Source organism: Streptococcus rifensis (assembly GCF_053203525.1).
On the sequence record NZ_JBRUCW010000021.1, the window covers coordinates 1 to 22,968 of the forward strand.

Genomic DNA, 22,968 nt, shown 5'->3' on the forward strand with positions numbered 1-22,968 from the left:
ATTCAGATTAGTTAAGCGATGATAGCCTAGGAGATACACCTGTTTCCATGCCGAACACAGCAGTTAAGCCCTAGAACGCCTGAAGTAGTTGGGGGTTTCCCCCTGTGAGATAGGGAAGTCGCTTAGCTTTTTTCCGCCATAGCTCAGTTGGTAGAGCGCATGACTGTTAATCATGATGTCACAGGTTCGAGCCCTGTTGGCGGAGTAAATAATAGTTTAATAACGCTAAGACGGCGTTTTTTTGATTTATAAAATACAAAACGCAGTAAAAAGGCGGAAATCTATGGTTAAGATTTCCGCCTTTTTGGTTGCGGCTGTATAAAACAAGATGTTAGTCAAAGAATGTGGAGTAGAGTGCTCTAATTGCTTCATTTTTTTGAGCAGTTTTAATCACAAAGAGGATAGAGACTTCACTGGAACCTTGGGAAATCATTTCGATATTGATATCATTATCAGAGAGAGCTTTAGCTGCTTTAGCAGTAACACCAATTTGGTCTTTCATGTGTTCACCGACGACCATAAGGATCGAAAGGTCCCGTTCAATTTCAGCCTTGTCAACCTCCATTTTGTGAGAAAGGTGACGAAGTATTTCTTCTTCTTTGATTGGAGTCAGTTCACGATCTCGAACGACCACTGACATATCATCGATTCCAGTTGGCATATGCTCGAAACCAATATTCAGCTCTTCTAAAATTTGCAACACCTTGCGTCCAAAACCTATTTCTCTGTTCATGAGATACTTAGAAATATTGATACTTGAAAAGCCATCATCAGCAGAAATACCTACGACAGGGTGCTCTATTTTGGTGTGCTTAAGGACAATCCTTGTTCCTGGATGAGAAGGATTGTTTGTATTTTTGATAACAAGGGGAATACGGCCTCTATAGGCAGGAATTAAAGCCTCATCATGGAGAACTGTAAAACCAGCATAGGCTAATTCACGCATTTCTCTGTATGTTAGTTCTTTAATAGAGTTGGGACTATGGACAATGCCAGGATGTGCTGAGAAAATACCATCCACATCTGTGAAATTTTCGTAAAGATCAGCTTTAACACCAGCAGCAACAATAGAACCAGTGATATCCGAACCTCCTCTTGAGAAAGTACAAATATAGTTATCTTGGGTCACACCAAAGAATCCTGGGATAACGATAACCTCGTCAAACTCTGAGAGTTTTTCAATAGTGTCATAGCTTGATGGGATAATTTGAGCATTACTTGGTTCATTTGTCACGGTGATTCCAGCATCTTTTGGATGCATATAAATGGCATTTAAGCCGTTTTCGTTAAAATACTGGGCAATCAACTTAGCATTGTTATCTTCCCCTGAAGCCAAGAAAGTATCATATAAAAATGGATTATCTTTGATTGGCAGAGATGCTAACTCTATAACGGAAGTTTTAATTTTCTCCATAATGCGTTCGTCTAAATTGAGCTCATCAGCTATATCTTGATAACGCTGAATAATCCAATCTTGATCTTTGCTCACATCTTTTTCTGAAACATAATGCTTATAATATTTGATTAAGGCATCAGTGACCTTAGTATCTTCATCGTTACGTTTACCGGGGGCTGAAACGACGACGAATTTGCGATCTACATCAGCTTTTACAATGTTGAGGACTTTTTCCAATTGAGTAGCAGAAGCAAGAGAACTACCGCCAAATTTTACGACTTTCATAAGAAGCTCCATATATCTATATAATAGAAATTTTCTCTTATTATAGCAGAAAAAGGGGGTTTTGTCAGCTTTACATTTGAAAGATCAAGTATGGGATGTAACAAAAAATAATAGTTTGATTGTTGAATTAATTTCGACTTTCGGTTACAATGATTAATAATATAAAAGTTCCTTAAATGGAGGTAATGTATGTTTGACGGGATTTTATATCAAGTTGAAGATGGTGTTGCAACCTTAACATTAAATCAACCTGAAATTTCTAATGGGTTTAATGTGCCTGTATGTGATGAGATTCTGGAGGCAATCGCTTTGGCAGAGCAAGACAATAATGTACGGGTGTTGCTAGTTAATGCCACAGGGAAGGTTTTTTCGGTTGGAGGAGATCTCGCTGAGATGCAACGGGCTGTCGATGACGATGATATCCCATCTCTGGGACGCATTGCTGAGCAGGTGAATGAAATTTCATATGCTTTAAAACGTCTTCCAAAACCTGTTGTTATGAGTGTTGACGGACCAGTTGCTGGTGCAGCTTTTAATCTGGTTGTGGCTTCAGATTTTTGTATTGCTTCAGACAGGGCAAAGTTTATCCAAGCTTTTGTAGGTGTTGGGCTTGCGCCTGATGCTGGTGGTTTATACCTTTTAACACGCTCTATCGGTATTAACCGTGCGACTCAAATTACGATGACAGGGGAACCTGTTTCAGCTGAAAAAGGGTTGGAGTATGGTTTTGTCTATAAAGTGTGTGAGGCGGAGAAACTCGAAAAAACAACAGACCGCTTGATTACAAAGTTACTGCGTAACTCTCCGAATTCTTATAAAGCTATTAAGGAAATGGTCTGGCAAAGTGAATTTTCCGGCTGGTCAGACTATGCCAATGTAGAAATTGAATGGCAAAAATCTTTGGCCCTTTTTGAGGACTTTAAAGAAGGTGTAACAGCTTACACGGAGAAACGTCGTCCTAAATTTTCCGGAAAATAAGAAAAAAAGTAAAGAATAATTCATTTCTACTTGTCAAATAGCCATCATTCTGATATACTTTGACTGTCAAATATTTTGAGTTGTATCTAGTATAAGGAGGAAGATGTGAGTAACGAGTTAGTCAATGAATATTTAACTTCAATTTTTAATAATGTGTTAATTATTGAGGAGAATAGTTTAAAAACGAGTCGCTTTAGGGATCTTTCGATTAAAGAGATGCATACTTTAGATGTGATTGGGAGTATACTAGATTGCAAACCCTCAGATGTTGCGAGAACCTTGATGGTCACATTGGGGACAGTAACAGCTAGTTTAAACCGACTAGAAGAAAAAGGCTATGTAGATCGCATTCGCTCTACCAAGGATCGTCGCGTTGTCCATCTTTATTTGACAAAAAAAGAGCGGTTGATTTATCGATTGCATCGTAAATTCCATCAGCGAATGATTGAAGAAATTACAGATGGTATGACTGAGGAAGAATATGCCGTTATGCAAAAAGGTCTTCTTAAATTACATGCCTTCTTAGAGGAGTTGAAATAATGAGCTATGCTAAAATTAGCCAAGTTGCTCATTATGTCCCTGATCAGGTTATTACTAACAATGACTTAGCTCAGATAATGGATACGAGTGATGAGTGGATTGCTTCTCGTACAGGTATCCGAGAACGTCGTATTAGTCAGAGTCAACAGACTAGTGATCTGGCAACTGAGGTCGCCAAGCAGCTATTGATTAAATCACATCTAGGAGCCGAGGAACTTGACTTTATTCTAGTAGCAACTATTACACCAGATTCCATGATGCCGTCTACTGCCGCAAGAGTTCAAGCTAATATTGGAGCTAGTAGATCTTTTGCTTTTGATATCACAGCCGCTTGTTCAGGTTTTATTTTTGCCTTATCTACAGCTGAAAAAATGATTAGCTCAGGAGTCTACAAGCGTGGTTTGGTAATCGGAGCTGAAGTCTTGTCAAAAGTTATCGATTGGCAGGATCGGCGAACAGCTGTACTGTTTGGTGATGGAGCTGGCGGAGTCTTAATAGAGGCTAGTGATCAAAAGCATTTTCTATTAGAATCCTTACAGACAGATGGCGGGCGTGGACAAGCCTTAACGTCTAGTTATCAAGGACTTGCCTCACCTTTTTCGGCAAAGGAGGATTCACATCTTAGTATAGAGATGGATGGTCGTGCCGTTTTTGAGTTTGCTATTCGTGATGTAGTGGCTACTATCAAAAAAACCTTATCAGATGCGGATTTCACTGCGGGAGAGATTGATTATTTTCTTCTTCATCAGGCCAATAATCGGATGTTAGAGAAGATGGTTCGAAAACTGTGTGTGGATCGTGAGAAATTGCCAGCAAATATGATGTGGTACGGTAATACCAGTGCAGCCAGTGTTCCGATTCTACTGTCGGAGTGTATTGCAGAAGGTAAAATCACCTTAGGTAGTGGTCAAAAACTGCTTTTAGCCGGTTTTGGCGGTGGCCTGACCTGGGGGATCCTTCTTTTAACCATTTAGTTCATAACTGGTGGGAACACCATTTATAAAAAAATATTTTTTAGAAAATAAGGAGTTAGACTTATGGCAGTATTTGAAAAAATACAAGAAATTATTGTAGAAGAATTAGGTAAAGATGCAGAAGAAGTGCAATTGGAAACTTCTTTTGAAGAGCTTGACGCAGATTCATTGGATATCTTCCAAGTGATTTCAGAAATTGAAGACGAGTTCGATATTTCAATTGAAGCGGAAGATAGCTTAAAAACGGTTGGTGACTTGGTTGCTTACGTTGAAGAACAAACAAAATAAATTAGCTTAAATAGAAAGAGAGAGAATATCAAGAATTTGATATTCTCCCTTGTTTAGTAAATTGTTTGATTCTCAAATGATTTATTAAGCAAATTAATAGAAAAAAGGTTACTATGAAAACACGGATTACTGAATTATTAAATATTAAATACCCAATTTTTCAAGGAGGCATGGCCTGGGTAGCAGACGGCGACTTGGCTGGAGCTGTTTCCAATGCTGGTGGTTTGGGAGTTATCGGCGCAGGAAATGCCCCTCGAGAAGTGGTCAAAGCTAACATTGACCGAGTAAAAGCAGTTACGGATAAACCTTTTGGTGTCAATATTATGCTTTTATCACCATTTGCAGACGATGTTGTTGACTTGGTCATTGAAGAGGGTGTGAAAGTGGTAACAACAGGTGCTGGAAATCCAGGTAAATACATGGAGCGTTTCCATGAGGCAGGGATGGTCGTTATTCCAGTGGTTCCAAGTGTCGCTCTAGCTAAGCGGATGGAAAAAATAGGTGCAGACGCGGTTATTGCTGAAGGCATGGAAGCCGGCGGTCACATTGGTAAGTTGACGACCATGACCTTGGTTCGCCAAGTGGCAGATGCTGTGTCAATTCCTGTGATTGCTGCTGGTGGGATAGCAGATGGACGTGGAGCTGCGGCTGGATTTATGCTTGGTGCTGAAGCCGTTCAGGTGGGGACACGTTTTGTTGTTGCCAGAGAATCGAATGCTCACCAAAATTATAAAAATAAGATTTTGAAAGCGAAGGACATTGATACAGTTGTTACCGCAGCTCACTTCGGTCATGCTGTACGTGCTATCAAGAATAAGTTGACGCGGGATTTTGATCTAGCTGAAAAAGAAGCTTTTAAGCAAGAAGTGCCTGATTTAACAGTGTTTGAAAATCTCGGAGCAGGAGCGCTGAGACGTTCTGTTGTCGATGGTGAAGTTGATACAGGTTCAGTTATGGCTGGTCAAATTGCAGGTTTTATTCGTAAGGAAGAAACCTGTGAAGAGATATTAAAAGATATTTATTATGGTGCTGCTGAAGTCATCAGGGCTGAGGCACAGCGTTGGTCAGATATTGGAGAATAAGACATGACAAAGACAGCTTTCTTATTTGCGGGCCAAGGCGCTCAAAAGTTTGGCATGGCACGTGATCTCTATGAGTCTTATCCTATTGTAAAATCGACTTATGATGAGGCTAGTCAAATTCTTGGTTACGATTTAAGAGAATTAATTGATGACCATGAGACGAAACTCAACCAAACACGATTTACTCAGCCAGCTATTTTAACAACGTCAGTAGCCATCTATCGGTTATTGGCTGAAAAAGGAATAACACCAGACTTGGTAGCTGGTCTATCTCTAGGTGAGTATTCTGCTCTAGTTGCGTCAGGTGCTTTGGCATTTTCAGATGCGGTAGCCTTGGTTGCTAAGCGGGGTGAATTAATGGAGTCAGCGGCGCCTGCTGGCAGTGGTAAGATGGTAGCTGTCATGAATACGGATGTGTCGGTTATCGAACAGGCCTGCCAAGAAGCTAGTTTACATGGTATTGTCCGACCTGCTAATTACAACACTCCTGGTCAGATTGTTATCGGTGGCGAGATTGCTGCGGTTGAGGCCGCTATCGTTTTGTTGAAGGATGCTGGAGTTAAGCGTATCATTGAGCTCAATGTCTCTGGACCATTCCACACGCCCTTGCTAGCGTCAGCTAGCCAGGCCTTGGCTGAAGTTCTTGAAAGAGTGCCTTTTGCAGATTTTCAAATTCCTCTTGTCGGCAATACAGAAGCACAAGTGATGACCAAAGATCAAATCAGATCACTGTTGGCACGTCAGGTCATGGAGCCTGTTAAGTTTTATGAATCCATAGCAACATTGCAAGATCTGGGAGCTACCCGCTTTATTGAGATTGGTCCGGGGAAGGTCTTGTCAGGCTTCATGAAGAAGATTGATAAGTCAGCTGAGGTCAGTCATGTGGAAGATGTGCCTAGTTTAGAAGCTCTGCTATTGTCCTAAAAGGAGGAAGCGATGGAAATCAAAGGAAAAAATGTTTTTATCACAGGCTCTACCCGTGGCATTGGTCTTGGGATTGCCCATAAGTTTGCAAGTTTAGGGGCAAACATTGTCCTTAATGGTCGTGGGCCTGTGTCTGAAGAATTGCTGGCGCAGTTTGCGGACTATGGTGTGACTGTTGTCGGTATATCAGGGGATGTGTCGGATAATGCGGATGCTAAGCGTATGGTTGAAGAGGCTTCTGAAGCTCTTGGTTCGATTGACATTTTGATCAATAATGCTGGGGTAACGCGTGATAAGATGTTGCTACGCATGACGGAGGATGATTTTGAGGCGGTGCTGAAGATTAACCTCACGGGTGCTTTCAATATGACGCAAGCTGTTTTAAAACCGATGACCAAAGCACGCGAAGGAGCTATCATTAACATTTCAAGTGTTGTTGGGCTGATGGGGAATGCTGGCCAGGCTAACTATGCCGCTTCGAAGGCTGGTTTGATTGGTTTTTCAAAATCAGTGGCACGTGAAGTTGCAGGACGGAATGTCCGAGTTAATGTGATTGCGCCAGGCTTTATCGAGTCAGATATGACGGATGTTCTTTCAGACAAGGTCAAGGAGGCCATGATGGGACAAATTCCTATGAAGGATTTTGGAACCGTAGATCAAGTTGCAGATGTTGCGGTCTTTATGGCGGGACAAGATTATTTAACAGGTCAAGTGTTAGCCATTGATGGCGGTCTAGCGATGTAATCGCTCACTCAAAATATAAAAGGAGTACAAGATGTCATTTAATCGTGTTGTTGTTACAGGATATGGAGTAACGTCACCAATCGGAAATACTCCAGAAGAGTTCTGGAATAGTTTAAAAACTGGTCAAGTAGGAATTGGTAAAATCACTAAATTTGACACAACTGACTTTGTGGTTAAAAATGCTGCGGAAATCAAGGAATTTCCGTTTGACAAATACTTTGTTAAAAAGGATACTAACCGTTTTGACCCTTACTCGCTTTATGCCATTTATGCAGCAAAAGAAGCCGTTGCCAATGCAAAACTGGACACAGATTCTATTGATAGTGATCGTTTTGGGGTTATTCTTTCAACTGGTATCGGTGGGATTAAGGAAATCGAAGATCAAGTTAACCGTCTGACAGAAAAAGGACCAAAGCGTATCCGTCCCTTGACCTTACCGAAAGCTTTGCCAAACATGGCAGCTGGAAATATCGCCATGGAAGTGGGCGCTAATGGGGTTTGTAAATGTGTGATTACTGCTTGTGCCTCATCAAACGATGCCTTGGGAGATGCCTTCCGTGAAATCAAATTTGGTTTCCAAGATGTCATGCTTGCAGGTGGTTCAGAAGCGTCTATCACACCGTTTGCAATCGGTGGCTTCCAAGCCTTGACAGCCATGTCAACAACAGAAGACCCACTTCGTGCGTCTATTCCATTTGATAAAGACCGTAACGGTTTTGTCATGGGTGAAGGGTCAGGAGTTTTGGTGCTTGAAAGCTTGGAACACGCTCAAAAACGTGGTGCAACTATCTTGGCTGAGATTGTAGGATATGGAAATACCTGTGATGCTTACCACATGACTTCTCCACACCCAGAAGGTCTTGGTGCGATTAAAGCCATGAAGTTGGCTCTGAATGAAGCTGGTTTAGAACCTGCTGACATCGATTACATCAATGCGCACGGGACATCTACTCCTGCCAATGAAAAAGGTGAGAGCCAAGCGATTGTTTCTGTCTTTGGCAAAGAAACCCCTGTGTCATCGACCAAGTCCTTTACAGGGCATCTCTTGGGTGCTGCAGGAGCAGTTGAAGCGATTGCTGTGGTTGAGGCCATGAATCATTCTTATGCGCCGATGACAGCAGGAACCCAAGAAGTATCAGACTATATTGAAGCAGATGTTATCTATGGAGAAGGTCGTGAGATGACAATTACCCATGCCATTTCGAACACGTTTGGTTTTGGTGGTCATAACTCAGTTATCGCCTTCAAACGTTGGGAGAATTAAGTAAGATGCAATTGTCAGATATCAAGGACTTGATGGCGCAATTTGACCAATCAAGCCTCAAGGAATTTTCTTATAAAAATGCCGAAGATGAACTGGTCTTTTCTAAAAATGAAAATAAAGAACTAACATCTGTCCCTGTAGCAAGCTCTCAACCTGCTAGCCCTGTTGTGGAAGTTGCTTCTGTGTCAGCAAATAATGTTACAGAAACAGTAGAGCATCCTTCGTCAGAGGTTTCTACAGCTGAGGGAGATGTGGTAGAAAGCCCGCTAGTAGGTGTGGTTTACCTCTCGCCAGGACCTGATAAGCCTGCTTTTGTCTCAGTCGGTGATCAAGTGAGAAAAGGGCAAACCTTGCTGATCATTGAAGCCATGAAGGTGATGAACGAAATTCCAGCCCCAAGAGACGGTGTGGTCACAGAAATCATGGTCAACAATGAAGAAGTGGCTGATTTCGGGAAAGGGTTGGTGCGTATAAAATGATTGATATTTTAGCGATTAAAGAAGCCTTACCACACCGTTACCCTTTTTTACTGGTAGACCGTGTGTTAGAAACGTCGGAAGACAAGATTGTGGCAATCAAGAATGTGACCATCAACGAACCGTTCTTCGAAGGCCATTTTCCACAATACCCAGTTATGCCAGGAGTTCTCATTATGGAAGCATTGGCTCAGACAGCGGGTGTCTTGGAGTTATCAAAGCCAGAAAATAAAGGCAAACTCGTCTTTTATGCGGGTATGGATAAGGTTAAATTTAAGAAACAGGTCGTACCTGGTGATCAGTTGGTGATGACAGCGACTTTTGTGAAGCGCCGTGGAACGATTGCAGTGGTTGAGGCTAAGGCTGAGGTTGATGGGAAACTGGCTGCTTCAGGGACCCTAACCTTTGCGATTGGTTCCTAGTTAGACAAGGTAGAGAGGCATGATGTTTTCAAAAATTTTAATTGCCAATCGTGGTGAAATTGCCGTTCGGATTATTCGTGCAGCTAGAGAGCTCGGTATTGAGACAGTGGCTGTCTATTCTGAAGCTGACAAGGAAGCCCTTCACACCATGTTAGCAGATGAAGCCGTCTGTATCGGTCCTGCACGGTCGACAGAGTCTTATTTAAATATGAATGCGGTCTTGTCAGCAGCTGTGGTAACAGGAGCTCAGGCCATTCATCCTGGTTTTGGCTTCTTGTCTGAAAACTCCAAATTTGCGACCATGTGCGAAGAAGTTGGCATAAAATTTATCGGTCCATCTGGTGCCGTTATGGACACCATGGGCGACAAAATTAATGCCCGTGCAGAAATGATTAAGGCGCAAGTGCCTGTCATTCCTGGGTCTGACGGTGAGGTTTACAGTTCTGCTGAAGCCCTTGTTATTGCTGAAAAAATCGGCTATCCCGTCATGTTAAAGGCATCTGCCGGTGGAGGAGGAAAAGGGATTCGCAAGGTGGAACGGTCAGAGGATTTAGTCACTGCCTTTGAGAATGCCTCCTCAGAAGCTCAGGCTGCTTTTGGCAATGGAGCCATGTATATCGAGCGTGTTATCTACCCAGCTCGTCATATTGAGGTCCAGATTCTAGCAGACCAGCACGATAATGTCATTCATTTGGGAGAGCGCGATTGTTCTCTTCAACGAAACAACCAAAAGGTACTAGAAGAAAGTCCGTCCATTGCTATTGGCAAAACCCTTCGAGACAAAATCGGTGAGGCTGCTGTTAGAGCTGCTCAGTCTGTTGGCTATGAAAATGCGGGGACGATTGAGTTCTTATTGGATGAGAGCAAGGGCGAGTTTTATTTTATGGAAATGAATACTCGCGTACAGGTTGAGCATCCTGTGACAGAGTTTGTCACGGGTGTGGACATTGTTAAGGAGCAAATCAAGATTGCTGCAGGAGAGCCATTGTCTGTCAGTCAAGACGACATAACCTTTTCAGGCCATGCCATTGAATGTCGCATTAATGCAGAAAATCCAGCCTTTAACTTTGCACCTAGCCCCGGGACTATTACCAATCTCTACCTTCCAAGCGGTGGTGTTGGCTTGCGGGTGGATTCAGCAGTTTATCCGGGATATACCATTCCCCCCTATTATGATTCGATGATTGCCAAGGTCATTGTCCATGGGGAAAATCGTTTTGAAGCTTTGATGAAGATGCAGCGTGCCCTTTACGAGCTGGAGATTGATGGGGTGGTAACCAATGTAGATTTCCAATTAGACCTCATATCAGATGGACGTGTGGTGGCTGGTGATTACGACACCGCCTATCTCATGGAGGATTTTCTGCCTCATTATCAGCAAGATTAAAAAAAGTCTTCCCAGCTTTGATTTTGGGTTCTTCCGAGATTAGGACTGGGAAGGTTTTTCATATGGAATATATACAGAATCTCGTCAAAGAGTATGCGTTAGGATAGAAGGAGTAAGGTATGGCTTTGTTTTCAAAAAAGGAAAAGTACATTCGGATAAATCCTAATCGATCTGTCCGCAATGAGCCACCTCAAACCAAACCAGAGGTGCCAGATGAGTTGTTTGACAAGTGCCCGGCTTGTAAAAAAATGATTTACCGTGAGGATTTAGGTGTAACAAAAACCTGTCCAACTTGTGCTTATAATTTTCGAATAACTGCTCAGGAGCGCTTGTCATTGATTGTTGATGAAGGAACATTTGAAGAGTTATTCACAGGTATTGAAACTAGAAATCCTCTTGGTTTTCCAGGATATCAAGAAAAAATTGCGGATACTAAGAAAAAAACTGGGCTGGATGAGGCGGTGATGACCGGTTTAGCCAAGGTTGAGGGTCAATTAACTGCCTTAGCAATCATGGATTCGCATTTTATTATGGCTTCTATGGGAACAGTGGTTGGAGAGAAAATTACCAGGCTATTTGAACTAGCGATCCAGAAAAAGCTTCCTGTTGTGATTTTTACAGCCTCAGGCGGGGCACGTATGCAAGAAGGTATTATGAGCCTGATGCAGATGGCTAAGGTTTCGGCAGCTGTCAAACGGCATTCCAATGCGGGTCTTTTCTACCTGACAATCCTAACGGACCCTACGACAGGTGGTGTGACGGCTAGTTTTGCTATGGAAGGGGATGTCATTTTGGCTGAACCTCAGACCCTAGTCGGTTTTGCTGGTCGCCGTGTCATCGAAAATACGGTACGGGAAACCTTACCTGATGATTTCCAAAAAGCCGAATTCTTGCAGGAGCATGGGTTTGTAGATGCGATTGTGCCTAGGAAAGAAATGAGACAGACTATCGCTCGCTTGGTACGGTATCATGGAGGTGGAAAATGAGTCAAGTCAGTCGCATTATCAAATCAGCGAGAGATCAGTCACGATTGACAACTTTAGATTTTGCTGAGCTCTTGTTTGAAGAATTTATAGAATTTCATGGGGATCGCAACTTTCGGGATGATGGTGCTATTGTCGGAGGAATTGGGCTTTTAGACGGAGAACCTGTAACCTTTGTCGGCATTCAAAAAGGAAAAAATTTGCAGGATAACCTCAAGCGCAACTTTGGTCAGCCCCATCCAGAAGGTTATCGTAAGGCTCTTCGTCTCATGAAACAGGCTGAAAAATTTGGCAGACCTATCGTCACCTTTATCAATACAGCAGGCGCCTATCCTGGTTTAGGAGCTGAAGAACGTGGACAAGGTGAAGCTATTGCACGAAACCTTCTTGAGATGAGTGATTTAAAAGTCCCTATCATTGCTATTATTATCGGTGAGGGCGGTTCAGGTGGCGCCTTGGCTCTTGCAGTGGCTGATAAGGTCTGGATGCTGGAAAATTCCATGTACGCAGTCCTATCGCCAGAAGGCTTTGCCTCCATTCTTTGGAAGGATGGGAGCCGTGCCATGGAAGCCGCAGAACTGATGAAAATAACCTCTTTTGAATTGGAAAAATTAGGCGTTGTCGATGCAGTTATTCCAGAGGATGGACGTTCCAATCAGGAACTCGTTGCTCACATCAAAGCAGAGCTTATCCGAGGCTTTGAAGAGCTTAAAAAGCTTCCCCTTGAGCAATTGTTGGAACAACGCTATGAGCGGTTTAGAAAGTATTAGACTGAGGTAGTTTGCTATCTCAGTTTTTTAAATACTTGTTCATTTTTCGGAGGTAACGAATGGTTATTTTTGCTATAATCAAACAGACAAGAAAGGAGCCGTGTGATGTTAGTCGAAAATCAGGAGTTACAGAATAGGTATTATAGGGCCTTAGTGGAGAGAGATAAGAATTTTGACGGGCTTTTCTTTGCTGCGATTAAGACAACAGGTGTTTTTTGTCATGCAACCTGTCGGGCTAGAAAACCAAAGTTTGAAAACTGTCTTTTTTTATACTGAGGCTGAATCAGCTCTTTTAGCTGGGTTTAGACCTTGTAAAATTTGTTCCCCCTTATCCTACCCACACGATTTACCAGAAGATGTTCAAATCTTGATAGAAGCGGTTGAAGCCCATCCTGAAAAACGATGGACGGAAGAAGACTTTCGGCAATTAGGGATCCATTCAGCGACAGCACGCCGTAAATTTAAGAGCATTTATCAGATGACCTTTATCCAATACGCTAGAGCCAGGCGAATGGGACTAGCTTTTAAAGAATTGCAATCGGGGTCTAGGGTTATCGATCAGCAAATAGCTCAAGGCTATCAATCGGCAAGTGGCTTTCAAGATGCTTTTTCTAGTATTATGGGAACATCCCCCTCTCGTCAGGATATGCTAGTATTGACAGCATGCTTTTTGGCAACACCTCTTGGGCGACTGTTTGCGGTTGCCGATGAAGACTTTCTCTATCTCTTGGAATTTGACAATCGCAGAGGATTGGAACGAGAAATTGAGAAGCTTCGGACCAAGTGGAATGCCCGTTTGATTCATGGGAGCAATGCCCTTTTACAACAGTTAAAGGAGGAGCTAGAGGCTTATTTTAAGGGGGAATTGACGCAGTTTAAGACACCTGTATATATGGCTGGGTCTCCCTTTCAACAAGCTGTTTGGACATTGTTACAAGAAATACCAATAGGTGAAACCAGAAGTTATAAGGATTTAGCGGAATCACTGGGAGATGCTAATAAAGTTAGGGCTATCGGCAATGCCAATGGTGCTAATCAAATTTCGATTCTGATTCCCTGTCATCGAGTGATTGCAAGCGATGGTAGCCTAGGTGGTTACGGAGGGGGTCTTGAGCGCAAGCAGTACCTCTTGGATTTGGAAAGCAAAATAGCAGAAAAGAAAACCCGTCAATCAAAGGAATTCTGATTGATGGGTTTCTGGTATTATGGCTTAATAACCTCAATCCCCCCCATATAGGGCCGAAGAACTTCAGGGATGGTGACAGAGCCATCTTCGTTTTGGTAGTTTTCAAGGATGGCTGCAACTGTACGACCAACTGCCAGTCCTGAGCCATTCAGGGTGTGGAGGAGTTTGACCTTGCCATCAGCTTCATCACGATAGCGGATTTGGGCACGACGGGCTTGGAAATCTTCCGTATTGGAACAGCTGGAAATTTCACGGTAGGCGTTTTGGGCTGGAATCCAGACTTCCAAGTCATAAGTCTTGGCTGCAGAGAAGCCCATATCCCCTGTACAGAGGGCTAAAACGCGGTAAGGGAGTCCCAGTTTTTGAAGAATGTTCTCTGCATCTGCGGTCATTTTTTCCAGTTCGTCATAAGACTCTTCTGGCTTGGCGAATTTGACCATCTCAACCTTGTGGAATTGGTGGAGACGGATGAGACCGCGCGTGTCACGACCGGCAGAGCCAGCTTCAGAACGGAAAGATGGGCTCATGGCGGTGAAGTAGATTGGCAAGTCCTTACCGTCAATGATTTCATTGCGGTAGTAGTTGGTCAGTGGCACTTCAGCTGTCGGAATGAGAACATAAGGGCTGTCCGCCAATTCAAAGGTATCTTCCTTGAATTTTGGATACTGACCTGTTCCAAACATAGAGTCATGGTTGACCATGTAAGGTGGGATGATCTCTTGATAACCTTCGGTGAGGTGTTCATCTAGCATGAAGTTATAAAGGGCACGCTCCAAGCGGGCACCGAGGCCTTTGTAGAAGAGGAAGCGAGCTCCGGTGACCTTGCCCCCACGTTCCCAATCTAGAATGTCAAGGTCTTCACCGATGTCCCAATGCGCTTTGATGTCAAAGTCAAATTCACGAGGAGTTCCCCAACGGCGGACTTCCACGTTTTCTTCCTCATCTGTGCCAACAGGAACACTGTCATGCGGTGTGTTTGGAATAGTTGTGATGATGGCAGTGACCTGCTCTTCGATGTCTGCTAATTTTGCGTCAATGCTTTTGATTTCAGCAGAGAGAGCTTGCATAGCAGCAATTTTGTCGCTGGCGTCTTCCTTGTTACGTTTGGCTTGGGCAATTTCAGCAGATGCTGTATTACGCTCGGCTTTTTTCTCCTCAGCCACCACTAATAACTCACGGCGTTTGCTGTCGAGCTCTTTAAGGCTTGTGATGGTAGCAGTTTCAACACCACGGGTAGCTAATTTTTTAGCAACGACGTCAAAGTCGGCACGAATTTTTTTAATGTCTAACATAGGTTTCCTCCAAATGTAAATGTTAATTGATTATTCCGGTTTAAAGTCATCAAGGCTGATGGCGACAGACGAATAGTGTGGGAGTGTTGTTAAGTCGGTGTCTAGGGGAAAATCATAGATGGCTAGGTATCATCTGAAATTGCATTTGTAAATCAGCAAACGTTACTTCTACCAGAACTTTGTCTGTCGAGGCAAAGGCGACCCCGACAACAGCCTCGGTCTCTTCCATAAAGGCATGAACTATGATTTGGACCATAAGTACCTCCTTATCAAAAAACACAGAAAGCAATTTGCTGGAGCGCTTGCGCGCGGTTCCATCCAGCTTCACCTTCTGTGCACTTAATGTTTATGAAATTAAATCACGGTAGAATTTCACATGGTTTTCCTATCTGCTCACAGCGACCGCAGACTTTCTGAAAGGAAAAGACATCCTACTTATCCGTTACAGGTATTATACAAGATTTCAATGGAATTGTAAATAGATTGTCTTATTCACTCTTTAAAATATGTTAGAATAGGGTATTATGAAAGAAAAAACCTATCATTATGGCATTGATTTTCTACGTATTGTCGCCATGTTTATGATTGTGGTCACCCATGTCTTAGCTCAGGGCGGTATTCGAAAAGAAGTTGAAGGGTCCTTTGACTTGCACTATTTTGTCACCTGGCTGTTACAAATAGCGGTTTACTGGGCGGTTAACGCCTATGCTTTGATTTCTGGCTATGTCGGTCATCGTTCTCGGTATCGTTACTCAAAAATAATAGAATTATGGCTCCATGTCTTTTTCTATACCTTTTTATTTGCAGTGGGGTTTACCATCTTGGGTAAGGAACTCTCCTTGACGGATTGGCGCAATGCCCTCTTTCCTATTCTAACAGGGAAGTACTGGTATGTGACGGCTTATTTTGGCCTCTTGGTCTTCATGCCTCTTCTGAATTTAGCGCTGGAGAGACTAGCAACGAAAGATCTGGGAAGGGTGCTGGTCATTGCTTTCTTTAGTTTTTCACTTATTCCGGCTCTTTTTAATAATAAGATAAATGAATTTGCTCTAGACCGTGGCTACAGCTCGCTTTGGTTAATTATTCTTTATCTCACTGGAGCCTATTTGGCTCGGAAAGAGTTAAACAAGCTTCCGCGTAATAGTCTTCTCTTTCTCGGCTATACTGCTTCGGTCTTGCTTAGTTTTATCTTGAAAAAAGTGGTAGGTAACATCTGGTTTTGGTATACTTCGCCGACCATGATTTTGGGGGCGATTTGTATTTTTGTCATTTTTGCACGTATGGAAATCAAAAATATCACCTTACAGGCATTTATTAAGGTCCTGGCGCCAACGACATTGGGCATTTATCTAGTCCACCTCAATCCACTGGTCGTTCGCTTCCTGCTGAGGGATTTTGCTAAACCTTTAACGCAGTTGCCTATTTTGCCATTTTTAGGAGCTATTCTAGCAGCATCAGTCTTTATTTTTGTCTTATCTGGAGTCATTGACTGGTTGAGGTTACTTCTTTTTCAAAAAGTAAATATCAAGCGTTTATCGGAACGCTGTGATCAACGCTTCCCTTATCAAAGTAAGGAGACAGAATAGGGACGGATAACGGAATCTGGTTGAAAAGGAGAAGTATTTTTGGAATTGAAAAAGCAGTCTGGCCTTCTTAGAAGCCTAGACTGCTTTTTTACTTTTTCTTAAACAGGTTTCCGATGGATTGAAGGAGCGTTGGCAGTTTAACTACTTTTTCATTGCCTAACTGCTCTCGCGCTATTTTTAAAATTTTACCTGAATCCTTGGAAGCAAAGAGGAATTTTCCAGAATCTGTATAGACTTCGAAGTGACGGCTAATAGATTTGCCAGAAACATTGGCACCCATTTGTTGAACATTGCTCCAAGGGATTTGAATGTATTGCTCAACGTTAGCATCTGGATAAAATTCTAAGGCCTTATCGCCAAGGAGGAACTTTCCGACCTTGTTGCCAATTCCGGTGTAGTAGACACCTGTTGTGTGTAAAGCTACCTGTGTGTTTAATGATTGTGCCATAAGAACTCTTTCTAAGATGATATTGGCTCTATTATACCATAAGAAAAAAGAAGTGGCGAGCCACTTCTTTTGGTTTTACATGATACCAAGGACACGGGCGATGATACCCACGATGAAGAGTCCAATGATAATTGTAATTGGTGAAACTTTTTTCTTCAGTAACCACATGCAGAGGAATACCAAGAGAACGTTCATGAAGCCTGGAATCAAGCCATCCAAGTTCTGTTGGAGAGTTGTCACTTTTTCAGGTGTTTGAGACAGTCCTTGACCGACTTGCTCAAAGGCTTGACGAATCCCTTCGCCACCAGCAGGGAGTTTATCCCATTCAATGTATGCTCCTTCAGCGAGTGGAACACGTGAAACTTCAGTTGTGAAACCGATGTTTACCCAACGTTGTGCCAAGACGGCAAGGATGAACATACCAAGGATAGATGCACCTTTGGTGATATCTTGAAGGAGACCACCAGACATGTCTTTAGTGATTTCCTTACCTGATTTGTAACCAAATTCTTGGGTGTACCACAAGAAGGCCATACGGATAAGGTTCCAAGCAACAAAGAAGATGATTGGTCCGAGGATATCGCCACCTGCTGCCATAGAGGCACCAAGTGCACCAATGATTGGCCGTACAGTAAACCAGAAAACAGGGTCACCGATACCAGCGAGAGGTCCCATCATACCGATTTTAACCCCTTGGATGGCAGCGTCGTCAATATCCGCACCAGTTGCACGCTCTTCTTCAAGGGCAAGGGTTACCCCGAGGATAGGAGCAGCTACGTAGGGGTGCGTATTGAAGAATTCCATGTGACGCTTAAGGGCAGCCGCTTGGTCTTCTTTATTTGTGTAGAGTTTTTTGATAGCTGGGATGATGGCATAAGCCCAACCCATGTTTTGCATACGCTCATAGTTCCAAGAGGCTTGCAAGAATTGTGAACGGAACCAGATTTTCTGACGATCAGCTTTTGTAAGTGTGATTTTTTCAGTCATGAGTATGCCCCTTTCTAGTAGTCTTCTAAGATATCGCCGATAGGGTCGCCTGAACCTGAAACAGATCCACCACCGTTACCACCTTTTTTAGAAAGGTTAAGGTAGATAAGGGCTATGGCAACACCAATAGTACCAAGGGCAATGAGTGTTAAGTCGCTTAAGGCAGCAAAAGCAAAACCAAGAGCGAAGAATGGCCATACTTCACGGCTAGCCATCATGTTAATAACCATGGCGAAACCGACGGCAACAACCATACCACCACCGACTTGCATACCACCAACGAGCCAGTCTGGCATTTTTTCAAGTGCAGCTTGAACGACATCCGCAGGGATAGCAAGAAGAGCAGCGGCAGGAATCGCAATACGGAGTCCTTGCAAGCAAAGGGCAAAGATGTGGTACCGTTCGATGGCTTTAAAATCACCACGCTCAGCTGCAGCATCCGCACCGTGTACGAGACCAACTGAGATGGTACGCACGATCATGGTCAAGAAAAGACCAGCAACCGCAAGAGGAATCGCAATCCCTTGTGCAACTGAAATCGCTGCAGGAGAGAAATCGCCACCCTTAACCAAGATAATAGCAGCTGCAACAGAGGCAAGGGCGGCATCTGGGGCAACGGCCGCACCGATGTTAGCCCAACCAAGAGCTAGAAATTGAAGGGTACCACCGAGCATAACGCCGGCAGTTAAGTTACCCGTAACGAGACCGATAAGGGTACAAGCAATAATAGGTTGATGGAATTGGAATTGGTCAAGAATTCCTTCCATACCAGCTAAGAAGGCCACAATAACGACCAAAATAGCAGAAATCATTGAAATATCTGACATGATAAATCCTTTCTTTTAATACTGATAATGTTAGAGGGTTATTTAAGTGATAAGATAATCCCAGTAACAAAACGTTTTTTTACGAGACCGCTATAGCGAAAAGCGTCCAATGATGAAGTGCTTTAGCATCCACCACTTGTTCGTAAAGACTTACGACGCGTGTGCTGGCAGTCGATATTACTGGCAGTTACACGCTAGTGGGGTTTGTTTGTAGCTAGACCGCCCTAGCGGCTAGCGTACAATGATGAGGTGCTTTAGCATCCACCACTTGTTCGTAAAAACTTACGACGCGTGTGCTGGCAGTCGATATTACTGGCAGTTACACGCTAGTGGGATTTGTAGCTAGACCGCCCTAGCGGCTAGCGTACAATGATGAGGTGCTTTAGCAACCATCATTGTTCAAACTTATTGAACATTCGCCTTGCGAATCAATTCAAATAAATCTTTTTTAGAGTCGTTTGGTACTTTGCGGACATCAAACTTAACGCCGAGGTCACGGAGACGCTCAAAGGTTGCTACATCGTCTTTGTCCATAGATAGAACATTGTTTACCATGGTTTTTCCAGTTGAGTGAGCCATAGAACCAACGTTCAACTCAGTAATCTCAACACCACCCTCGATGGCTTCGAGAGCTTCTTGAGGGGTTTCAAAGAGAATGAGCGCGTGGGTGTTTCCAAAGCGTGGGTCTTTCGCAGCTTCAATCAATTTTTTGATTGGGACGACGTTAGCTTTAACCCCGTTTGGTGCAGCTTGCTTAATCAATTGTTTACGCAAATCGTCAGCAGCAACTTTATCTGAAGCTACGATGATACGATCTGCTTTAGATGCAGGTGTCCAGTTCGTTGCGACCTGTCCGTGTAAGAGACGGGTATCGATACGGGCAAGGTTAATCTTAAGTTTGCCATCGCCGATAACTGTTCCTTCAGGAATAGCGCCTTGAGGGGCTTGGGCAACAGGTGCCGCAGCAACGGCTTCTTCAGGTTGCAATTCCTCAGGCAAAACTTTGATACCATCTTTAGATTCTTTGATGATATTAGCGGCTACTTGAGCCACACCAGCATTAGCATCCATCAAGCGCTCTGTATAGGCTTGAATCAGCATAGGTAAGTTGAGACCTGTGATGATGGCAAATTGGCGTTCTGGGCGTTCACCCATAACACGGCTAGCTTGGTTGAATGGTGACCCGCTCCAAAGGTCGGCCAAGACTAGGATTTCATCATCCGCGTCAAAAGCGTCGATAGCGGTTACAATTTTGGCATAAAGATCATCTGGACCTTCGCTAGGCATGAATGTCACAACTTGGACTTTTTCTTGCTCGCCGAAAATCATTTGACCTGACTGATGAATGCCTGAAGCAAACTCGCCATGACTGGCAATAATGATTCCGATACTCATTATTGACTCCTCCTTAATATTATTGTCGTCTAGGTCTTAAGACCTAGATACATTTTCAAGTATAGACCGCTTCTATAGAAAAGTCAAGGTCTTTCCCTATTTATAGATAATATTACAGAAAGTTTTACTGAAAATTACTAAAAGGTGTTTGATTGTTAGTAAAAGTATAAATCTAAATTTAGCCATTACGCCAATAATCTGTTAAAACAAGTGATAGTGTCACGCTTCTATGGAGATTCAAAAGTTTGAGATTAAACAAAAAGCCCTTCTCCTTTAGGAAAGGAAAAGAGTAACTTTATCAATTATTAAAGAAAGAGTTCGGCTAACTTTCTTGCAACACCATTTTCATCATTGGCGTAGTCCAACTGATGGTCTGCGTGGGGGAGAAGCTCAGGATTTGCGTTTTTCATCGCGTAGCTCGTCTGCGCAAAATCCAACATTTCATCATCGTTGACCTCATCACCAAAGGCAATCAGTTGAGAGCGATCCATGTTGAGGGCTTTTAAGAGATGCTTCAGAGCATAGGCCTTATGGACCCCTTCTGCAGTACACTCTAGAATGTTCATAGGGCCACCCCAAGTGGTAATAGTAGCTTTTTGTTGATAGATGTCTTCCATTTCTTTTGCGAGCGTCATTTTGTTAGGATGGCGGGTTTGCATGAGGACGACATTGGGAGCCTTGGTCACTTTTTCTGGTTTTAACTCAGAACCATCCTCAATCTTCTCAACTGCAAAAAGGGAAGGAGAAATGGTTTGACGATTGGTATGGGTCACGTAAAAGGATTTTCTAAATTCGCCAGCGATAAAGTCTGCTTTCCACTCTTCTTCGCGCTTTACAATATCTAGAAAAACGTCTTTTTCTAAAATACGCTCATGCTCAAAAGCCCAGCGTTTGCCTGGGATGTGCATGAGAGACCCATTGAAATTAATCATGGGACCAGTCATCCCAAGCTCATCATAGTAGTGTTTGGCCATACGATAAGGCCGACCAGTTGCGATGACCACTTGGTGACCAAGGGCAGCCACTTTTTTAACAGTGTCAATAGATTCTTGAGACAATTGGCTCTGTGAGTTTAACAAGGTGCCATCCAGATCGATAGCAATTAATTTTTTCTCAGTTTTCATACCGTCTATTGTATCATAATTTAGAAAGGGGAGGTAGAATGAAGAAGATGAACATGCAAAAGATTTTGAAAAAATTCTCTTTCCAAAAAAAGCATAAACTCTTGAAAAAGCGAATGTTTTGTTTTATAATGTTTTTATCATTCGCAAATAAAGGAGCATCTTTTCGTAAAATGGAAAAATTTTTTAAATTAAAGGAGCACAATACGACAATTCGTACTGAAGTCCTTGCTGGTTTAACGACATTCTTTGCAATGTCTTACATTCTTTTTGTTAACCCTGCCATGTTAGCTCAAACGGGCATGCCTATCCAGGGAGTTTTCCTCTCAACCATCATCGGTTCTGTTGTTGGCACTCTTATTATGGCTCTTTACGCTAACGTTCCTTATGCGCAAGCCCCAGGCATGGGAATGAATGCTTTCTTCACTTACACGGTTGTCTTTGGATTAGGTTATACTTGGCAGGAAGCGCTGGCGATGGTTTTCCTTTGTGGAGTTATCTCGACCATCATCACCTTAACCAAGCTTCGTCATGCCATTATCGTCTCAATTCCTGAAAACCTTAAGCATGCTATCGGTGGTGGTATCGGTATTTTCTTAACCTACCTTGGGTTGAAAAACGCTGGTTTGTTAAACTTTACCCTTAATCCAGGAACGTATGCAGTGGTTGGTGAGGGTGCCCAAGAAGGTGCTGCGACTATCGTTGGGGATGCGTCAGCAGTTCCAGCTCTGGTGTCTTTTGACAACATTGGTGTTATTGTAGCCCTTATTGGGATCATTATCACAGCCATTCTTTTGGTAAAAAATGTCAAGGGTGGCGTTATGGTTGCCATGCTTTTGACCACCATCGTCGCTCTAATCTTTGGAGAAGTTAGCCTTGGCAATATTGACTTTGCTTCAAACAATATTGTGACTGCGTTTAAAGATCTAGGAGTAGTTTTTGGTGCAGCCTTTACAGGTTTGGGTACTCTATTTTCCGATTCTAGCCGTATCACTGAAGTTTTGATGACAATCTTCGCCTTTGCCCTTACGGATATGTTTGATACGATTGGCACCCTTATTGGTACGAGTCAGAAGACAGGAATTTTCGATACAACTAGCGAAAATGCAGAAGACCTAGATCCTAAGTTGAAAAAGGCTTTATATGCGGACGTTTTGGGGACAACTGCTGGTGCGGTTGCAGGAACTTCAAACGTGACAACCTACGTCGAGTCTGCTGCGGGTATTGGTGCCGGTGGACGGACTGGGTTAACAGCCTTAGTTGTAGCAGGTCTCTTTGTTCTCTCAAGTTTCTTTAGTCCACTTCTTGCTATTATTCCAACTCAAGCAACGGCCGCTGTTTTAATCATGGTTGGTATCATGATGATCTCTAGCCTTAAAGCTGTTGAGTGGGATGACATGAGTGAAGCCATTCCGGCCTTCTTTGCCTCAATTTTTATGGGCTTTGGTTATAGTATTACTAACGGGATTGCCTTTGCCTTTATCTTCTATACTATTGGTAAAGTTGTTCAAGGACGTGCTAAAGAAATCCATCCGATTACTTGGGTTTTAAATGTTCTCTTTATCCTTCATTTCCTTTTTGCTTAATTTGAATTAGCTAATTGAAGCTCTCCG

At 43.0% G+C, this 22,968-nt stretch carries 22 protein-coding genes, 1 tRNA gene, 1 rRNA gene and 2 pseudogenes; 18 read left to right on the forward strand and 8 right to left on the reverse strand.

Going from position 1 to position 22,968, the window contains the following annotated elements:
- Positions 1-11 precede the first annotated feature (11 nt).
- Together rrf and ACVRYP_RS10265 are read left to right on the forward strand one after the other, a co-directional pair.
- Positions 12-127, forward strand: a 5S ribosomal RNA gene (gene rrf / locus ACVRYP_RS10260).
- 5 nt (positions 128-132) lie between these two features.
- Positions 133-205, forward strand: a tRNA-Asn gene (locus tag ACVRYP_RS10265).
- A 126-nt stretch (positions 206-331) separates the two neighbouring features.
- Here the strand turns inward: ACVRYP_RS10265 and ACVRYP_RS10270 are convergent.
- Positions 332-1,681 carry an aspartate kinase gene (locus ACVRYP_RS10270; protein WP_447468618.1) on the reverse strand — a complete coding sequence of 450 codons (1,350 nt, stop codon included), beginning with the start codon at positions 1,679-1,681 and terminating at the stop codon, positions 332-334.
- A gap of 189 nt (positions 1,682-1,870) precedes the next feature.
- On the opposite strand from ACVRYP_RS10270, the gene fabM reads away from it, so the two are divergent.
- The 14 genes and pseudogenes from fabM (at position 1,871) to ACVRYP_RS10340 (ending at position 13,699) form a co-directional block, all read left to right on the forward strand.
- Positions 1,871-2,659, forward strand: a complete 789-nt coding sequence (gene fabM, locus ACVRYP_RS10275; RefSeq protein ID WP_447468619.1) for a trans-2-decenoyl-ACP isomerase — start codon at positions 1,871-1,873, stop codon at positions 2,657-2,659.
- A 105-nt stretch (positions 2,660-2,764) separates the two neighbouring features.
- Positions 2,765-3,199, forward strand: a complete 435-nt coding sequence (gene fabT, locus ACVRYP_RS10280) for a fatty acid biosynthesis transcriptional regulator FabT (RefSeq protein WP_447468620.1) — start codon at positions 2,765-2,767, stop codon at positions 3,197-3,199.
- Entirely contained in the window at positions 3,199-4,173 is a 975-nt protein-coding gene (locus tag ACVRYP_RS10285) for a beta-ketoacyl-ACP synthase III (protein ID WP_447468621.1), read from the forward strand. Before fabT ends, ACVRYP_RS10285 begins: the two co-directional genes overlap by 1 nt.
- A gap of 63 nt (positions 4,174-4,236) precedes the next feature.
- Entirely contained in the window at positions 4,237-4,461 is a 225-nt protein-coding gene (locus tag ACVRYP_RS10290; protein WP_447468622.1) for an acyl carrier protein, read from the forward strand.
- A gap of 92 nt (positions 4,462-4,553) precedes the next feature.
- A complete protein-coding gene (fabK, locus tag ACVRYP_RS10295; RefSeq protein ID WP_447468646.1) occupies positions 4,554-5,543 on the forward strand; it encodes an enoyl-[acyl-carrier-protein] reductase FabK in 990 nt (329 codons plus the stop codon).
- A 3-nt stretch (positions 5,544-5,546) separates the two neighbouring features.
- Positions 5,547-6,467: an ACP S-malonyltransferase gene (gene fabD / locus ACVRYP_RS10300; RefSeq protein WP_447468623.1), complete on the forward strand. Its 921-nt coding sequence runs from the start codon at positions 5,547-5,549 to the stop codon at positions 6,465-6,467.
- A gap of 12 nt (positions 6,468-6,479) precedes the next feature.
- Positions 6,480-7,211, forward strand: coding sequence for a 3-oxoacyl-[acyl-carrier-protein] reductase (fabG, locus tag ACVRYP_RS10305; protein ID WP_447468624.1), 732 nt, complete (start codon positions 6,480-6,482; stop codon positions 7,209-7,211).
- Between the two features lie 31 nt (positions 7,212-7,242).
- Positions 7,243-8,475 carry a beta-ketoacyl-ACP synthase II gene (gene fabF, locus ACVRYP_RS10310; protein ID WP_447468625.1) on the forward strand — a complete coding sequence of 411 codons (1,233 nt, stop codon included), beginning with the start codon at positions 7,243-7,245 and terminating at the stop codon, positions 8,473-8,475.
- A 5-nt stretch (positions 8,476-8,480) separates the two neighbouring features.
- Positions 8,481-8,954 carry an acetyl-CoA carboxylase biotin carboxyl carrier protein gene (gene accB, locus ACVRYP_RS10315; protein ID WP_447468626.1) on the forward strand — a complete coding sequence of 158 codons (474 nt, stop codon included), beginning with the start codon at positions 8,481-8,483 and terminating at the stop codon, positions 8,952-8,954.
- Positions 8,951-9,373 carry a 3-hydroxyacyl-ACP dehydratase FabZ gene (fabZ, locus tag ACVRYP_RS10320; RefSeq protein WP_447468627.1) on the forward strand — a complete coding sequence of 141 codons (423 nt, stop codon included), beginning with the start codon at positions 8,951-8,953 and terminating at the stop codon, positions 9,371-9,373. The genes accB and fabZ overlap by 4 nt, the downstream gene beginning before the upstream one ends.
- A 22-nt stretch (positions 9,374-9,395) precedes the next feature.
- Positions 9,396-10,760: an acetyl-CoA carboxylase biotin carboxylase subunit gene (locus ACVRYP_RS10325; protein ID WP_447468647.1), complete on the forward strand. Its 1,365-nt coding sequence runs from the start codon at positions 9,396-9,398 to the stop codon at positions 10,758-10,760.
- Between the two features lie 119 nt (positions 10,761-10,879).
- Positions 10,880-11,746: an acetyl-CoA carboxylase, carboxyltransferase subunit beta gene (gene accD / locus ACVRYP_RS10330; protein WP_447468628.1), complete on the forward strand. Its 867-nt coding sequence runs from the start codon at positions 10,880-10,882 to the stop codon at positions 11,744-11,746.
- On the forward strand, positions 11,743-12,513 hold the full coding sequence (locus ACVRYP_RS10335; protein WP_447468629.1) for an acetyl-CoA carboxylase carboxyl transferase subunit alpha: 771 nt from the start codon (positions 11,743-11,745) through the stop codon (positions 12,511-12,513). The genes accD and ACVRYP_RS10335 overlap by 4 nt, the downstream gene beginning before the upstream one ends.
- Before the next feature lie 105 nt (positions 12,514-12,618).
- A pseudogene (locus ACVRYP_RS10340) lies at positions 12,619-13,699 on the forward strand (bifunctional transcriptional activator/DNA repair enzyme AdaA).
- Between the two features lie 17 nt (positions 13,700-13,716).
- Here the strand turns inward: ACVRYP_RS10340 and serS are convergent.
- Together serS and ACVRYP_RS10350 are read right to left on the reverse strand one after the other, a co-directional pair.
- Positions 13,717-14,991: a serine--tRNA ligase gene (gene serS, locus ACVRYP_RS10345; protein WP_447468630.1), complete on the reverse strand. Its 1,275-nt coding sequence runs from the start codon at positions 14,989-14,991 to the stop codon at positions 13,717-13,719.
- Between the two features lie 30 nt (positions 14,992-15,021).
- Positions 15,022-15,247: pseudogene (locus ACVRYP_RS10350) on the reverse strand (phosphoribosylaminoimidazole carboxylase).
- A 268-nt stretch (positions 15,248-15,515) separates the two neighbouring features.
- On the opposite strand from ACVRYP_RS10350, the gene ACVRYP_RS10355 reads away from it, so the two are divergent.
- The gene (locus ACVRYP_RS10355) at positions 15,516-16,577 is read left to right on the forward strand and encodes an acyltransferase (protein ID WP_447468631.1); all 1,062 of its coding nucleotides are present in this window, start codon (positions 15,516-15,518) and stop codon (positions 16,575-16,577) included.
- An 88-nt stretch (positions 16,578-16,665) separates the two neighbouring features.
- On the opposite strand, the gene ACVRYP_RS10360 is transcribed toward ACVRYP_RS10355, so the two are convergent.
- The 5 genes from ACVRYP_RS10360 to ACVRYP_RS10380 all read right to left on the reverse strand — a co-directional run bounded on the left by ACVRYP_RS10360 (position 16,666) and on the right by ACVRYP_RS10380 (position 21,358).
- The gene (locus ACVRYP_RS10360; protein ID WP_447468632.1) at positions 16,666-17,025 is read right to left on the reverse strand and encodes a DUF956 family protein; all 360 of its coding nucleotides are present in this window, start codon (positions 17,023-17,025) and stop codon (positions 16,666-16,668) included.
- A 75-nt stretch (positions 17,026-17,100) separates the two neighbouring features.
- Positions 17,101-18,012 carry a PTS system mannose/fructose/sorbose family transporter subunit IID gene (locus ACVRYP_RS10365; RefSeq protein ID WP_447468633.1) on the reverse strand — a complete coding sequence of 304 codons (912 nt, stop codon included), beginning with the start codon at positions 18,010-18,012 and terminating at the stop codon, positions 17,101-17,103.
- A gap of 14 nt (positions 18,013-18,026) precedes the next feature.
- A complete protein-coding gene (locus tag ACVRYP_RS10370; RefSeq protein WP_307122260.1) occupies positions 18,027-18,839 on the reverse strand; it encodes a mannose/fructose/sorbose family PTS transporter subunit IIC in 813 nt (270 codons plus the stop codon).
- A 405-nt stretch (positions 18,840-19,244) separates the two neighbouring features.
- On the reverse strand, positions 19,245-20,234 hold the full coding sequence (locus tag ACVRYP_RS10375) for a PTS sugar transporter subunit IIB (RefSeq protein WP_447468634.1): 990 nt from the start codon (positions 20,232-20,234) through the stop codon (positions 19,245-19,247).
- 305 nt (positions 20,235-20,539) lie between these two features.
- Complete coding sequence (locus tag ACVRYP_RS10380; RefSeq protein ID WP_447468635.1) at positions 20,540-21,358, reverse strand: Cof-type HAD-IIB family hydrolase; 819 nt, start codon at positions 21,356-21,358, stop codon at positions 20,540-20,542.
- A gap of 170 nt (positions 21,359-21,528) precedes the next feature.
- Between ACVRYP_RS10380 and ACVRYP_RS10385 the strand changes: the two genes are divergently transcribed.
- A complete protein-coding gene (locus ACVRYP_RS10385) occupies positions 21,529-22,941 on the forward strand; it encodes an NCS2 family permease (protein WP_447468636.1) in 1,413 nt (470 codons plus the stop codon).
- The last annotated feature ends 27 nt before the right edge of the window (positions 22,942-22,968 follow it).